This is a genomic window from Devosia sp. BK, assembly GCF_032907385.1.
Classification (GTDB): Bacteria; Pseudomonadota; Alphaproteobacteria; order Rhizobiales; family Devosiaceae; genus Devosia.
In genome coordinates this window covers 1,443,934-1,458,756 of sequence record NZ_JAIMBX010000001.1, presented here as the reverse complement: position 1 = coordinate 1,458,756, position 14,823 = coordinate 1,443,934, and the positions used below count along the sequence as shown (strand labels likewise).

At 61.0% G+C, this 14,823-nt stretch carries 12 protein-coding genes; 4 read left to right on the top strand and 8 right to left on the bottom strand.

The features are described 5' to 3' along the window. Nucleotides 1-45 precede the first annotated feature (45 nt). Both DevBK_RS07190 and DevBK_RS07185 read left to right on the top strand, forming a co-directional pair. Complete coding sequence (locus DevBK_RS07190; RefSeq protein ID WP_317184943.1) at nucleotides 46-2,091, top strand: hydantoinase/oxoprolinase family protein; 2,046 nt, start codon at nucleotides 46-48, stop codon at nucleotides 2,089-2,091. After that, a complete protein-coding gene (locus tag DevBK_RS07185) occupies nucleotides 2,088-3,803 on the top strand; it encodes a hydantoinase B/oxoprolinase family protein (RefSeq protein WP_317184942.1) in 1,716 nt (571 codons plus the stop codon). The genes DevBK_RS07190 and DevBK_RS07185 overlap by 4 nt, the downstream gene beginning before the upstream one ends. On the opposite strand, the gene DevBK_RS07180 is transcribed toward DevBK_RS07185, so the two are convergent. Then, nucleotides 3,800-4,198: a RidA family protein gene (locus tag DevBK_RS07180; RefSeq protein ID WP_317184941.1), complete on the bottom strand. Its 399-nt coding sequence runs from the start codon at nucleotides 4,196-4,198 to the stop codon at nucleotides 3,800-3,802. The genes DevBK_RS07185 and DevBK_RS07180 overlap by 4 nt on opposite strands. Nucleotides 4,199-4,304: 106 nt before the next feature. Between DevBK_RS07180 and DevBK_RS07175 the strand changes: the two genes are divergently transcribed. Both DevBK_RS07175 and DevBK_RS07170 read left to right on the top strand, forming a co-directional pair. Further along, nucleotides 4,305-5,054, top strand: coding sequence for an SDR family NAD(P)-dependent oxidoreductase (locus DevBK_RS07175; RefSeq protein WP_317184940.1), 750 nt, complete (start codon nucleotides 4,305-4,307; stop codon nucleotides 5,052-5,054). Beyond that, nucleotides 5,051-5,776 (top strand): SDR family NAD(P)-dependent oxidoreductase, encoded by a 726-nt coding sequence (locus DevBK_RS07170; protein ID WP_062631166.1) that lies wholly within the window; start codon nucleotides 5,051-5,053, stop codon nucleotides 5,774-5,776. The genes DevBK_RS07175 and DevBK_RS07170 overlap by 4 nt, the downstream gene beginning before the upstream one ends. Before the next feature lie 45 nt (nucleotides 5,777-5,821). On the opposite strand, the gene DevBK_RS07165 is transcribed toward DevBK_RS07170, so the two are convergent. The 7 genes from DevBK_RS07165 to DevBK_RS07135 are packed head-to-tail and all read right to left on the bottom strand — an operon-like array spanning nucleotide 5,822 to nucleotide 14,819. Then, nucleotides 5,822-7,495 (bottom strand): M14 family metallopeptidase, encoded by a 1,674-nt coding sequence (locus DevBK_RS07165; RefSeq protein ID WP_317184939.1) that lies wholly within the window; start codon nucleotides 7,493-7,495, stop codon nucleotides 5,822-5,824. Then, the gene (locus DevBK_RS07160) at nucleotides 7,492-8,535 is read right to left on the bottom strand and encodes an ABC transporter ATP-binding protein (protein ID WP_062631168.1); all 1,044 of its coding nucleotides are present in this window, start codon (nucleotides 8,533-8,535) and stop codon (nucleotides 7,492-7,494) included. The genes DevBK_RS07165 and DevBK_RS07160 overlap by 4 nt, the downstream gene beginning before the upstream one ends. Continuing rightward, nucleotides 8,532-9,578, bottom strand: a complete 1,047-nt coding sequence (locus tag DevBK_RS07155) for an ABC transporter ATP-binding protein (protein ID WP_317184938.1) — start codon at nucleotides 9,576-9,578, stop codon at nucleotides 8,532-8,534. Before DevBK_RS07155 ends, DevBK_RS07160 begins: the two co-directional genes overlap by 4 nt. Nucleotides 9,579-9,581: 3 nt before the next feature. Beyond that, nucleotides 9,582-10,985, bottom strand: coding sequence for a dihydroorotase family protein (locus DevBK_RS07150; RefSeq protein WP_317184937.1), 1,404 nt, complete (start codon nucleotides 10,983-10,985; stop codon nucleotides 9,582-9,584). Beyond that, complete coding sequence (locus DevBK_RS07145) at nucleotides 10,982-12,412, bottom strand: hypothetical protein (protein WP_317184936.1); 1,431 nt, start codon at nucleotides 12,410-12,412, stop codon at nucleotides 10,982-10,984. Before DevBK_RS07145 ends, DevBK_RS07150 begins: the two co-directional genes overlap by 4 nt. Then, on the bottom strand, nucleotides 12,409-13,590 hold the full coding sequence (locus tag DevBK_RS07140; RefSeq protein WP_317184935.1) for a pyridoxal phosphate-dependent aminotransferase: 1,182 nt from the start codon (nucleotides 13,588-13,590) through the stop codon (nucleotides 12,409-12,411). The genes DevBK_RS07145 and DevBK_RS07140 overlap by 4 nt, the downstream gene beginning before the upstream one ends. Further along, the gene (locus DevBK_RS07135; protein WP_317184934.1) at nucleotides 13,590-14,819 is read right to left on the bottom strand and encodes an amidohydrolase family protein; all 1,230 of its coding nucleotides are present in this window, start codon (nucleotides 14,817-14,819) and stop codon (nucleotides 13,590-13,592) included. Before DevBK_RS07135 ends, DevBK_RS07140 begins: the two co-directional genes overlap by 1 nt. Nucleotides 14,820-14,823: the final 4 nt, after the last annotated feature.

The following is a 14,823-nucleotide window of genomic DNA, read 5'->3' as shown; positions in this document are numbered from 1 at the left end:
CAAGGTCCGAGGAGATAGCCTCTTCCTCAACCGGGTTCCCCATACATGTACCGTATTGGCGTCGACGTTGGCGGCACGTTCACGGACTTCACCTTGCTCGATGACCGCTCGGGCGATGTCCATTTTTTCAAGACATCCTCGACACCGCATGATCCCTCCGAAGCGATCGAGAATGGCTTGCGCGACATGCTGGGCGAGCTGGGTTTTGCGCCTTCATCCGTGAGCTATTTGGCGCATGGCACGACCGTTGCGACCAATATCGTCATCGAGCGGCGCGGCGCGCGGACCGGGCTCGTGACCACCAAGGGATTTCGCGATGTGCTCGAGCTCGGGCGGCAGGCTCGCCCCTCGATCTATGATTACCGGGTGGAAAAGCCGCCGGTCCTGATCCCGCGCGACCGTCGCGTCGAGGTGCTTGAGCGGATCGGGCCGGATGGAGAAGTGCTGCAGGCACTCGACGAGGAGTCGCTGCGCGAGGCAGTCGCCAAACTGGCGGCCACCGGGGTCGAAAGCGTTGCCATTTGTTTTCTCCACTCCTATCGCAGGCCGGAACACGAAGCCCGCGCCAAGGAAGTCGTCCGCGAGCTTCTGCCTGATGCCTATGTGAGCCTTTCCTCGGAAATTCTGCCGGAATTTCGCGAGTTCGAACGCATGTCGACTGTCGCGGTCAATGCCTTTGTTGGGCCGCGCATGGGCAGCTATCTGCAGCGCTTCCGCAAGCGCGTTGCTGATGTCGGCATTCCCGCTGCGCCTTATACGATCCACTCCAACGGCGGGTTGATGTCGATCGACACGGTCTATGCGAGTCCGGTGCGCACCTGCGTGTCCGGGCCAGCGGCCGGTGTGGTGGGCGCTGCTGAGATTGGGCGCGTTGCGGGACTGCCCAATCTCATCACCTTCGATGTCGGCGGCACCTCGACCGACGTTTCCTTGATCGACAATTGCACGCCGCTTTTCACCAGCGCGCGGCTCGTCGCCGGCTATCCGGTCAAGACGCCGATGCTCGACATTCACGTCATTGGGGCAGGTGGAGGCTCGATCGCTGCGATTGATGACGCCGGCTCGATGAAGGTCGGGCCACGATCGGCTGGCGCAGCACCGGGTCCGGTGGCTTATGGGCGCGGTGGCACGGAGCCGACGATTACCGATGCCAACCTCTGCCTTGGGCGCCTCGACGCGACGACCCTCTTGGGCGGTCGCATGCAGATCGATCTCGAAGCGGCACGCCGGGTCATTCGCGAGGCCATCGCCGAGCCGCTTGGCATATCGCTTGAAGCGGCCGCCCACGGCATCATCCAGATCGCCAATGCCAATATGAGCCGCGCCATCCGGTCGGTGTCGGTGGAAAAAGGCTATGACATGGGCGACTTTGCCCTCTGCGCTTTTGGTGGCGCGGGGCCGCTCCACGCGGCGGAAGTCGCGGTCGAATGCGGCCTGCCGCGTATTCTCATTCCGCGTGAGCCGGGTACGCTTTGTGCCCGCGGCATGTTGCTGACCGATCTCAGCTCGGACTATGTGCGCAGCTTCTTTTCAGATTGCACCGCAGAGAACTGGACCCACGTCCTTGGCCTCTTCGATGCCATGGAAGCCGAGGGCACGGCCTGGCTCGACAATGAGGGCGTCGCCACCAGCGACCGGCGCTTCAATCGCGTTCTCGATGCGCGCTATCGCGGCCAGAATTTTGAGGTCAAGGTCGATTGCAGCGGTCTCGGCGCCGGCGATCTCAAGGAACTCGAAGAGCGGTTCCACGCCGCCCACGTCAAGGAATATGGCTACGACATCCGGCACCGTGCCATCCAGTTCGTCTCGGCCCGCGTGCAGGCGATCGGCGCCGTCGAAAAGGCGCCGCAGGCGGAAGTTCAGGGCGGATCAAGTCTCGAGGCCGCTCAAACAGGCTCCCGGCCCGTCTATTATGATGCCACCCACGGCTGGCTCGAAACGCCGATCTACCATCGTGGCGACCTGCCGTCCGGCGTGTCGATCTCCGGCCCGGCCATCATCAACGAAATGAGCGCGACGAGCCTGATCCTGCCGGGGCAAACCGTCGTCGCCGACCGCTGGGGCAATCTGATCGTGGAGACCAACCTGTGACCCAAGACAATGATCGCATCGCCGATGCCATCCAGATGGAGGTGTTTTCCAACCGGTTGCTCGCCATTGCCGAGGACATGGGGTCGATCCTGATCCGCTCGTCTTTCTCGTCCAATATCAAGGAACGCCGCGATTGTTCGACGGCGATCTTCGATGCGCAGGGGCGCCTGGTGACCCAGGCCGACCACATTCCCATTCACCTCGGCGCCATGATCGGTGCTGTCGAGGCGATGCTGGCGCGCTACCCCTTGTCGGCCATGAAGCCCGGCGACGCTTTCATTGCCAATGATCCCTACCTCGCTGGTGGCAGCCACTTGCCGGATATCTCGATCATCACGCCGGTGCATCATGAGGGCGAGGTCCGGTTCTTTGCCGGCAATATCGCGCATCATGCCGATGTCGGCGGCAAGACACCGGGATCGACCTCGGGCACGTCTCGGTCGATTTTCGAGGAGGGCATCCGCCTGCCCATCATCCGCATCGCCCGCGGTGGGGAGATCGATGAGGATCTGCTCGAACTGATCGCCCACAACACCCGCGATCCGGAGGAGCGGTTGCTCGATCTGCGCACGCAGATCGGCACCAATGTGCGCGGCGGCGCCATGCTGGTGCAATTGGTCGATCGCATGGGCTGGCCAGCGGTGTCGCAGGCTATCGAGGACATTTTAACCTATACGCGCCGGCGCCTGAGCAACCGGGTGGCGGCTTTGCCCGATGGTGTCTATCGCTTCGAGCGCGCCATGGACGATGACGGCTTTCCGGGCGAACCGGTGCCGATCGTCTGCACGGCAACCATTGCGGGGGACAAGCTCTCTTTCGATTTTGCCGGCTCGGGTCCGCAGGCGCGTGGGGCGATCAATCTGCCGGACAGCGCCCTCAAAGCCTCGATCTACTATTGCGTCAAAGCGGTGCTCGATCCTGGCCTGATGCCAAATCAGGGAATTATCGATCCCATCGGCATCTCTGCGCCGCCGTGCACGATCGTCAACCCGAAGGCGCCGGCCGCTGTCGCCGGTCGTGCTGTGACGTCGAACCGTCTTTGCGGCGCGGTGTTCGGCGCTCTCTACCAGGCCATGCCGGAAGACAAGGTCATGGCCTCGTGCAATGACTCGACCTCGGCCGTTTCCATCTCGGGATGGCACGAAGGCCGCCAGGCGACTTATGTCTATCCCGAAAGCATGGGCGGTGGTGCTGGCGCCTTTGCCGATCGCGACGGCATGGATGCGGTCCATGTGCACACGGTCAATTCCACCAATCTGCCCGCCGAAGCGCTGGAACTCGAATATCCGCTGCTGCTCGACGAATATTGCCTTGTGCCGGATTCCGGCGGGGCAGGGCGGCATCGCGGTGGCATGGGCATGGCGCGGCAGATCCGCATTCGTGAGGACAACACCACCTTCTCGGCCCGCTCGGACGCCCACATCATCCCGGCGCCCGGAGTCGCCGGTGGCAAGGCATCCAATGTCACGCGCATTCGGCGCAATCCCGGCACGGCTCAGGAAGAAAACCTGCATTCGAAAGCCTCGGGCCTGGTGCTCGCGGCGGGCGAAGTGATCCGCGTCGAAACGCTGGGCGGTGGCGGCTTTGGCGACCCCGGCGAGCGTCCACTTGCCGCCTTGGCCGCCGACCTCCGCGAGGAGAAGATCACCCGCGCTGCCGCCGAGCGCGATTATGGAGCGAGCCGCGTCGCAGATGCCCTCGCGCTAGGTTAAGCCTGGCGCGGGGTATAGACGACAAGTTCAACCTCGAGCTTGACCTCGGGTCCGCCCAGCGCCGCGACGATCAGACCGGTATGGGGCGGACGGTGTTCGCCAAAGAACGCCTTCCGCTCTGCCGCTACTACCGCGGAATCGGCCGGGTCCACGAGATAGGTGGTGATCTTCACCACTTGGTCGCGCTCCGCACCGATATGGCGGAGGATAGCGTCGATGTTGCGATAGACCTGTGCCGCTTGTTCGCCGGCGTTGCCCGGCCCGACCAGTTTACCGGCGCTGTCACGCGAGACCTGCCCGGCTATGAAAGCAAAATCGCCAGCTTGGGCCACGTGCTCATAACTGGCAGGGGCGTAGATGTCGGGAGGGCTGGATAGGGTAATCGAGAGGCTCATCACATGCTCCGTTTGCCCAAATCTACGACTTTGAGTTTGTATTACAAGCATACAATACTGTAGGCTTTGGCAACCAAATCTGGGGGTAGATGTGAGACTAGAAGGCATGGTTGCCGTGATCACCGGTGGCGCAAGCGGGATGGGGCGGTCGACTGCGATGCTTTTCGCCCGCGCAGGCGCGAAAGTCGTTGTCGGGGATGTCGATGACGCTGAGGGCGCGCGTCTGGCCGATGAGGCGAAAGCGGCGGGACTGTCGATTGTCTTTCAGCACACAGACGTGTCCCAGGAGGATCAGGTCGCCGAACTCATCGCCCGCGCGGAAAAAGATCACGGCAAGCTCGATACCATCTTCAACAATGCCGGCATTGAACAACCGGTCACGCCCTCTGAGGATGTTACCGAAGCACTTTTCGAGCGCGTGATCGACATCAACCTCAAGGGTACCTTTTTCGGCTGTAAACACGCGATCCCGGCGCTGTTGCGCAATGGCGGCGGTACCATCGTCAACAACTCTTCGGTAAGTGCCTTTGCCAATGTCGGTGGCAATCTGAGCTATGCGGCATCCAAGGGCGGCATCATGTCGATGACCCGCGTCATCGCCATCGAATATGCGACCCGCAACATTCGCTGCAACGCCATCAATCCGGGCGTCATCGACACCGGCATGAACCGGAGAAATTTGGAAAAAGCCACAGACCCTGATGCGCTGGAACAAAAATGGCGTTCGATCACGCCGCTCGGGCGCATGGGCACTGGCGACGAAATCGGCGAGGCTGTGCTCTTCCTTGCCTCAAAACAGTCCTCGTTCGTCACCGGGATTGGGCTTGTCATCGACGGCGGAAGGATCGCGACATGAGCGGCAAACTGGACGGCAAGATTGCCATCGTTACTGGCGCAGCGCGTGGCCTCGGCCGCGCTATTGCGCAGCTTTATGCAGCCGAAGGCGCGACGGTCTATGCGCTCGATGTGTTGGAGGATGAGCTCCGGGGCCTTACCGACCTGCCGGGCGATATTCGTCCGCGAAAGCTCGATCTCACCGACGCAGAAAGCATCGAGCCGGTGCACAAAGCCATCGAAGCCGAGGCGGGTCGGATCGACGTTCTGGTCAACAATGCCGGCATCATTTTCTTCAAGCCGGTAGAGGACGTCACCATCGCCGATTGGGATCGGCTGATGGGCGTCAATCTCAAGGGCGCGTTCCTCTGCGTCAAAGCAGTCGCACCGGGGATGAAGGCTCGAAAAGCCGGCGCTATCATCAACGTTTCCAGCAATGCCGGCATTGTCGGCGATGTCGATGAGAGCACCTATTGCGCGTCCAAGTTTGGCGTCGAGGGTTTGTCGCGCGCGCTGGCCAAGGAATTTGCGCCCTACAATGTCTCGGTCAATATCGTGACCCCCGGCCATGCCATGCACACGCCGATGAGCGAAACGACCTATTCGCCGGAAATGCGGAAGATCTGGAAGGACCCGATCGAACTTGCACCGGCTTTCGTGCATCTGGCCGTTCAGGACGCCAGTGGTCTCCACGACCAGCGCATCAAGGCTTGGGATCTGGTGCAGGAAATAGCTGCCCGATAAAAATACTCCGGTCCCAGAAGGACCGGAGCCAGTTGGGACAGGAACTCAGTTGATCGTCGTGGTGACCCGATGCGTGCCGCCCTTTTCGGAGCGGCTGGTGACGGTCACCGATGCGCCGGGCTTGGCGCGAACAAGCCACTCGATGGGGCGGCCATTGGCGGTCCATTGCTGGCCCCATGGCGACCAGGGATAGAGGCGTTCGTTGCGGCCTGCGAGATTGCCGAGATCGGCGGTTTCGGGGTTCATCACCAGCTCCCCGCCATCGACGCTGATCGCCGCAGTGACGGGCTTGGCCACCTTATTAGCGATGGCAACGTCCGAGAGGTTGGTCGGGAGATAGCCGAAATTGCTGATGACCGCGCGCACCTTGTAGAGATCGCTGCCGACGGCGGTGAGGCTCACATCCTCGACCTTGACCTGCGGCGCGGCGGCCGCATGCTTGAGATTGAAGAGGACGTTCTGGCGGACCATTTCTTCGAGCAGATTGCCCGGCGGATTGCGGTAGCTCCAGATATTGACCATGCCGCCGATTTCGATCTTGCCCAGTTGCGGATGATCGAACGGCTTCCAGTCGCGCCAACCTTTTTCGGCCATGTTGGCCTTGACGTAATCATAGACCTTTTGCTGCACCTCTTCATTGCGTGGGTAGAGGTTGTAATAGCCTTCCTTGGGGACGCCGGCCGTGCGCTCGAGATCCCAAAGCTCAGTGCCGAAGGAGATGATCCCCATCTCCTCATAGGTCCAATCCATCAGGCCGCCGCGGCGGACGACGGATTTGTCCGGCGTGAATTCCTCATATATCGAGACGGTCGGGTAACCCGTAAGTGCCGTGCCGACCTTGCCGATTTCCTTATAGAGATTGATGTCCCGCGCGCTCATGGCGCTATCGGGCTTGGTCATGGATGGCCGCAGGATAATGCCGCCATGGGTGTGATAGGCGCACATGCCGCAGATGTTGGGATGGTCGAGAATGAACTTCGCCATGCCGAAGGCTTCGGGCTCCGACAGCGGATGAATGCCGGCGCCATATTCCTGCGGCGACCAATGGGTCGGGAAGTTGCGGTTCATATTGCCGTCGAACGGCTTTTCGACCGGGACGTTCACCCCGTTATAGTTGCGGACGGTACCCTCGGGATACATTCGGTAATATTCGCCGCCTTCCTCGCCCGGCGTGCGCTGCACCATGATGTCGGGATTGCTGGCGCTCTTTTTCCACTCGCCCTTAGGGTCCGGTACGCGCATCCAGACGATGTAACCATCACCATCGATATCCTCGGGGATCAGGCCCTCGAGCCGATCAGCGCCGGGCATGAAGCGGCCATTGCCGCACCAATTGTAATAGGGCGGGACAAGCGATAGCTCAGCGCCGTCCGGATTGATGCGCGGCAGAATGTAAAACACCTGCGTATCGAGAAGGCGCGTCGCTTCCTCGTCGGTGCCGTACTTGGTCAGCAGGTGATAAACGGCATAAAGCGACGCTGCCGAGGTCGCATGTTCCTCGGCGTGGATCTGGCCGTCGATGTAATAACCGGGCTTTTCGGCCGCCGGGCCGGTCTTGGGGTTGGTGATCTCAATCAGCCAGACGTCGCGCCCTTGAAAGCTCTTGGCGAGCGATGTCATCGTGGCGAGGTCGGGATAAGCAGCGACCAACCGGCGCAGGCGCTCCGTCATCTCGTCATAGGTGTAGTAGCGGTCGAATTTCACATCGAGATCGGTCATGGCATATCCTGGGCGGCAAGTTGGCCGTAGGCGGGTTGTGGGGCGGTGCGGATGCAGGCGCTGAAATGACCCGGCGACACTTCGACCGGTACCGGCACGACCTTGGCGCAGTCGGCGATCGCCATGGGACAGCGGGTGCGGAAGACGCAGCCGGACGGCGGGTTGATAGGGCTCGGAATATCGCCCTTGAGAATGATCCGATCCTTGCGCGCCGTGATGTCCGGATTGGGCACTGCGGAGAGCAGGGCCTTGGTGTAGGGGTGGTTAGGATTGCGATAGAGCGTGCGCGTCGGCGCGATCTCCATGATCCGCCCGAGATACATGACGATGACCCGGTCGCTGATATGCTCGACGACCGCCAGGTCGTGGGCAATGAACAGCATGGTCAGGCTGAACTTGTCCTTGAGGTCTTCAAGGAGGTTGACGACCTGCGCCTGGATCGACACGTCGAGAGCCGAGACCGGCTCGTCGGCGACGATGAAATCGGGCTCGACGGCCAGGGCGCGGGCAATGCCGATACGTTGGCGCTGACCGCCCGAAAATTCATGCGGGAAGCGATCGAGATAGTCCCCGCTCAAACCGACCTGTTCGAGCATGGCGACGATCCGGTCTTCGCGATCGGCCGAGGTGCCGATATTGTGGACGGCCAGCGCATGCCCCAGCACGGTGCGGATCTTTTCGCGCGGATTGAGACTGGCATAGGGGTCTTGAAAGACGATCTGCATGCGCTTGCGGTAGCGCCGCATCGCGGGCTTTGAGAGCTTGCTGATATCAGCGCCATCGAAGTCGATGACGCCCGATGTCGGCTCCCCCAATCGCAGAATGGTTCGGCCTACGGTTGTCTTGCCAGATCCCGATTCTCCGACGAGCCCGACGACTTCGCCCCGGCGGATCGAAAAGGATACGTCGTCGACCGCTTTCACATTGGTGACGACGCGGCTCAGGACGCCGCCGCGTATCGGAAAGTACTTTTTGAGGTGTCGCACATCGAGCAGTGCATCACTTGGAGCGACTGGCGTTGGAAAGGATGTCTCGGTCATGCCGTCGCCTTGGTCTTGAGATCGAGTTCGCGCCAGCGCACGCAGCGGACGGATCGGCCACTATCGAGCACTTCGAGCGGTGGTTCGGCTGCCGCGCAGCGCTCTTCGGCAAAGGCGCAACGGGTGCGGAAACGGCAGCCGCCGGGCAGCTTGGTCAAGAGCGGCACATAGCCCGGGATGGTCTGGAGCCGCGTCTTTTCTTCATATTCGCCCATGCGCGGGATCGACTGCATGAGGCCCGATGTGTAGGGCATCAGGGGCTTGGAGAAGATTTCGGCGACGGTACCGGTCTCGACGACCTGGCCGGCATACATCACCACTACCCGATCGGCCATTTCAGCAACGACGCCGAGATCGTGAGTGATGAAGACAATCGCCATGCCCATCTTGGCTTGGAGATTGCGCATCAGGTCGAGGATCTGCGCCTGGATGGTCACATCGAGGGCCGTCGTGGGCTCGTCGGCAATCAGAACACTCGGTTCGCACGAAAGCGCCATGGCAATCATGGCACGCTGCCGCATGCCGCCCGACATTTCATGCGGATATTGGCTGGCCCTGCGCACCGGCTCCGGAATGCCCACAAGTTCCAACATCTCGACCGCTCGCTGGTGCGCAGCTTTTTTGCCCAGCTTTTCGTGCTGCATGACCACTTCGGCGATCTGGGTACCGATGGTGTGTACTGGATTGAGGCTCGTCATCGGCTCCTGGAAGATCATGCCGATATCGTTGCCGCGAATGGCGCGCATTTCTCCTTCAGGCAAGCTCACCAGATCCTTGCCGCGAAGACGAATGGTCCCTCGCGAAATGCGGCCGATTTTCTTGGGCAGAAGCCGCATGATGGAGAGGCTGGTCACGGATTTACCCGAGCCAGACTCGCCGACGATGGCCAGTGTTTCGCCACCTTTGACGACGAAGCTGACGCCGTCGACGGCCCGAACATCCTGGCCTTCGCCGACGATGAAGGAGGTCTGCAGGTCTTCCACCTCGAGGAGAGGCGGTTCGTTGGTCCGTGCCGTAGACGAAGATGCGAATGCGTCAGTCATGGGTCAGGCCCTCAATCTGGTGTCGGGTCGGATCGTCCGGTCTGGAGCGACGAAGTGGCCGTCTCCCGCTTGTCCAACGACTTCGCCATCAAAAACGGTCTTGCCGCCAACCAATGTTCGCGTCACCCGGCCCGAAAATTTCGCGCCGTAATAGAGGTGAGCCACATCGCGCGCGAAGGTGTGGAGGCTTTCCTTGGTGATTTCGGTTACGCCAATGGGATCAACGAGGATCAGATCGGCATCCGCGCCAACGGCAATGCGTCCCTTGTTCGTCAGCCCAAAGCGGGCCGCAGCATTGGCGCTCAAGAGTGCCATGGCTCTATCGAGCGAAATACGGCCCTTGGCGACGGCGTCTAACATGGACGGCAGAAGAATTTCCGATCCCGGAGAACCTGGTGGTGCGCGCAGAAAATCCTTGGCGCTGGCGAGTTTTTCGGCATGGGAGAAGGCCGCGTGATCGGTCGTGACATGCTGGATCGTGCCGTCTGCCAGCGCCGACCAAAGCGCATCCTGATCGGCCTGCAGCCGGACAGGCGGATTGATCTTGGCGAAAACCCCTGCCTTGCGCACATCGTCATGGGTGCGGAAGAGATAATGCGGACAGGTCTCGGCCGAAAAGTCGGACGTTCCCGCAAACCGCCTCAAAATATCAACTGTTAGGGCGCTGGTAACGTGGGCAATATGCAGCTTCGCGCCAGCTTCGATGTTCATGGTGAGAAGCTTAGCGACCGCGACAGCCTCGCAGATCGCCGGACGCGCCGCGAGGTGCGTGTCGGGATTGGCCAGATCAAGCGATCGGGCGGCCGCTTCGCTTAGCGCAATCATCTGCGCGCTCTCGGCGTGTACAACAAGCGGAATGCCGGTTTCGGCGACTGCCTTGAGCGCGCGCATCTGGTCTGCCTCGTCGGGAAACGACAGGCCAAAGAACTCGTCATCGCGACCGGCCGGGGCTTCGGTCGTAAAAATCTTGAAAGCGATGGCGCCGGCATCAGCCATGGCACTGACTGCTTCTGGTGTCAGGTCGCCAGGAGCGCCAAAAATGCCGAAATTGATCCGGGCATGTTCGGCGAAATGCGCCTTTCGCATCTCGACCCGTTCGGCCGAATTGCAGCACGGCTTGCTGATCGGCATTTCGAAAAGGGTGGTGATGCCGCCCGCCGCCGCAGCCTTGGTTTCGCTCTCGACCGTGCCCCGATCCGGATAGGCCGGAGCGCGGATATGGAAGTGAATATCGATGACGCCTGGCAAAAGGGTTTGCCCAGCCCCGTCGATGATCGCACTGGCCTCTCCAGCACCCGCTGGCAGCAGCGCGGCAATTTTTTCGCCCCAGATGGCCACGTCGATTTTCGTGATCCCCGTCTCGGTCAGCACGTCCGCATTGCGGATGATGGTGTCGTAATACGTCAATCCTTCAGCCCCAGTTCTGTCAGGGCCTTGGCCACGCCATCGAGATTGGTCAGGTGCATGCTGGCATAATTGGGCGCGAGGACGACGCCATGGCCACCGGCACGGTAGGTCGCCATGACGGAGCGATAGGCGATGTCGGGTGTCATTTTGGCCGTCTCGGCCTTGGTGCGCGGGGCATCGACGCCGAGGCCCATGAAAACCTTGGCCTTGCCGTTGACGCCCTTCACGGCATCCGCGCATTGGCCGAACACATAGGTGTCCGGGTCCATGCCCGCGGCGATGACGTTGGCATAGGGCGCCTCGTTGAGGCCGAGAATGCGATAGAGCACTGCCGTCGCTTCATCGGGCGAAAAATCGCGCAAAATGGTCTTCTGGAAGAAGCCCAGTTCCTTGGTGAACACCTCGCCGGCCTGATGCTGATAGGTGATGGGCTTCACCCAATCGGCATACATGGTCTGCTCTTCCCACGGCCATTGGGCGCGGCGGAAGATATTGAAATGGTTGCGGTTCCAGACGTTGAGCCCAAAGCTCAGGCCCGGCTTGCACCATTTGACGAGACCATAGAGCTCGCGATCGAGATCCTTGTTGCGCTCAAGCCAGAACTTTTCCCAGATCAGCGCTTCCGGGTTGGCGAGAAGCGTGCGGATGAAGGTGATGAAGGCGCCATCGGCGAATTCCTTGCCCGACGCGGCTTCCTGCATGAAATCATAGAGATTAAGCAGCGCCCGACGGCAGGCTTCGACGTCGATACCGCGCTCCATGGCTTCCTTGCGGGCATGGGTCGAAAAATCACCCGGCGCACCGCCCTGGATCAGAGTGTCGAGCGGCGAGTTGCGCTCGTTACACCACATGACGCCATCGATATCGTAATTGCGGACCTGATCCTCGATCATCGAGAGGATCCAATTGCGATAGTCCGGGTGGCTCGTCGATGGGTCGCTGCCGAGGCGGCCAAAAATGTCGACCTCCATGGCCTGAGCGAGGTTCGGAATATCAACCGTGTTGGTCGAACCGTGACCGGTATATTTGAAGAACGGCTCCATCAGCTCGATGAACACCTTCATGCCCCGCTCGTGCGCGGGGGCAATGACCATGTCGAGGATGTCCTTGCCTTCGAACTCAGGGTCCTTGGCCCGATAATCCTTGATAAAAGTGCCGTTGTAATAGGCCGGATCGGGCTCGAAATAAGCGCCCCCCTTCATAGCGAAGGGTTCCGGCACGCCATGATCGGGCCAGCCGTCAAGCTTATGCGAGATCGAGCGCCCGGTCTTGAGGCCGAGCCAGGAGACCGTGCCGAGCATCAGCACGTTGACGCCGACGCGATCCTTGAGGATGTCGAGGACGTTTTCGACGCCTTCGTCGATGAAGTTGATCGGGCTGACCTGTATGCCTACGAATTTTTCGGCGGGATTGGGCTTGTCGGTCATGCGGCGGCTTTCGCGTGCTTGGCGATAAAACCCTTCATGCGCTCGACCGCATCCTTAATCTTGTCGAGCGGCTGCAGGAACGACATGCGGATATAGCTCGGGTCATGGTCGCCGAACATGGTGCCTGGGAAGAGCATGACGCCTGTTTCGCGCAGGAGCTTTTCGCAGAATTCGGGCGTCGACATGCCTGTGCCGGCAACGTTGATATAGACGTAAAAGGCGCCGCCGGGCTTGCCGTAGGTCAGGCCCATTTCGTCGAGCGCGGGCAGCAGATAATCTCGGCGTGCTTTGTATTCCGCGATCATCGCCTCGATCGGCTCTTGCGGCCCGGTCAGCGCAGCGAGCGCCGCATATTGGCTGATGGTCGATGTGTTGATCGAGAGCGTATGACGGGTGTCGGTGATGCGCGAGATGAAATCGGCAGGTGCCGCCATATAGCCGACGCGCCAGCCGGTCATCGCATAGGTCTTGGAGAACCCGTTGAGCGTGATGGTGCGATCCTTCATGCCCGGAAGCGTCGCGATCGAGAGGTGCTCGTAGCCGTCATAAATGATCTTGGCGTAGATCTCGTCCGAGACGATGATGAGGTCATGCTTGATCGCGAGATCGGCGATGCCGCGGATGACGTCTGGAGGCGTAACCGCGCCCGTCGGATTGTTGGGCGAAACCAGCACGAACATCTTGGTTTCCGGCGTGATGCGCTTTTCGATCTCGGTGAGGTCGAGTGCGAAATCGTCCTTCTGGAACGTCGGGACCGGGACGGGCACGCCACCAGCCAGGTTGACCGCCATGTCATAAGTGGTGAAGCGCGGGGAGGTGATGAGTACCTCGTCCCCCGGCTGGATCAGCGCAAGCATGATCAGCGTGATGGATTCCTGGACGCCTGCGGTGACGGCAATGTCGTCAGCGGAATAGTCGAGGCCATATTCCTTATTGAGGTGCTCGGCGATGGCAGCCCGGAGCGGCGGGATGCCGTGGGGACCGGTATAGTGATGCTGGTTGTCGTCGAGCGCTTTCTTGCCGGCTTCGACGATATGGGCTGGCGTATGGAAATCGGGATCGCCGCGACCCATGGCGATGACATTGGTCATGCCGGCGGCGATGGCGAGCATCTTGGTCCGGAACGAGCCGTCGTCCTCGGTGATGCGGGTGGCCATATGGTCGTTCAGAAAGCTCATCAGTGCATCCTCTTGCCGGCGATAAAGGTCATCTCGACGCGTTCGAGCGCGTAGAGATCCTCGTCGGGTTTTCCGTCGACGACGATGAGATCGGCTTCTTTGCCTGCCTCGACCGTGCCAATCTTCTTGTCCATTTTCGAAAGTTGCGCGCCGCGAATGGTGATGGCGCGCAGCGCGTCGAGATTATTGGGGCACACGCCGACCTCGACCATGAAGGCGAGTTCAGGCGCGATGACATCGTGCTCGACGGCCGGGCTACCGGCATCGGTACCGAAGACGATCGGCACGCCGGCCTTGGCTGCGCGTACGAGGCCATCGAAGCGCGTCTTGTCGCCCACCGCCTTCTGACGCTCGAGCACTTTCCATTCGGGAATGCCGAATGCCTTGGCGATATCGGGCTTGGCCTGCATGACGAGGGCAGAGAAGGTGGTGACGATCGGGATCTTTTTGTCGAGGAGGATCTGGATCGTCTCGTCGCTCATCGAGCCGCCATGCTCGACGCAGTCGACGCCGAATTCGGCGACGCGGCGGATACAGGCGTCATAAGTCGCGTGCGCCGTGATCGGCAGGCGGTTGCGGTGGGCTTCGTCGATGACGGCTTCGAGCTCGGCGTCGGTGAATTCGAGCGTATCGTGGCAGGCCATGATCTTGATGAGATCGGCGCCGCCCTTGACCTGATCGCGCACGGCGCGGCGCATTTCGTCAGCGCCGGAGGCTTCGCGACAAACCCAATAAGTGTGGCCGCCGGTCTGGATGATCGATTCGCCCGAGACAAGCAGACGCGGCCCGGGGAAAAAGCCTTGGGCGACAGCTTGCTTGGCGAAGAGATTGGCATTGTGCACGCCGAGATCGCGGACCAGCGTGACGCCGGCGCGGAGCGATTTCAGCATGTTGCCAGCGGCTTTATAGGCGCGGATTTCCGGCGAGTCGTACATGGACTGGAAGGACAGCTCATGCACACCGTCCCAGGACAGGTGGCCGTGGGACTGGATCAGGCCAGGCATGATGGTCTTGCCGCCAGTATCGACGACCGCGAGATCGGTGTTGCCGAGCTCTGACGCCGGGCCGACGCGAACAATCTTGCCGCCGCGAATTTCGACGAAACCGTCTTCGATGATCTCGTCGCCGACGGCGGTGATGATGCGGCCCTTCAGGACCTGGTCGACCGGCTTGAGGTCGAACATGGGCTTGGTGATCTTGGTATAATGCCAGGAGGCGGGTTCGGGCATTTCA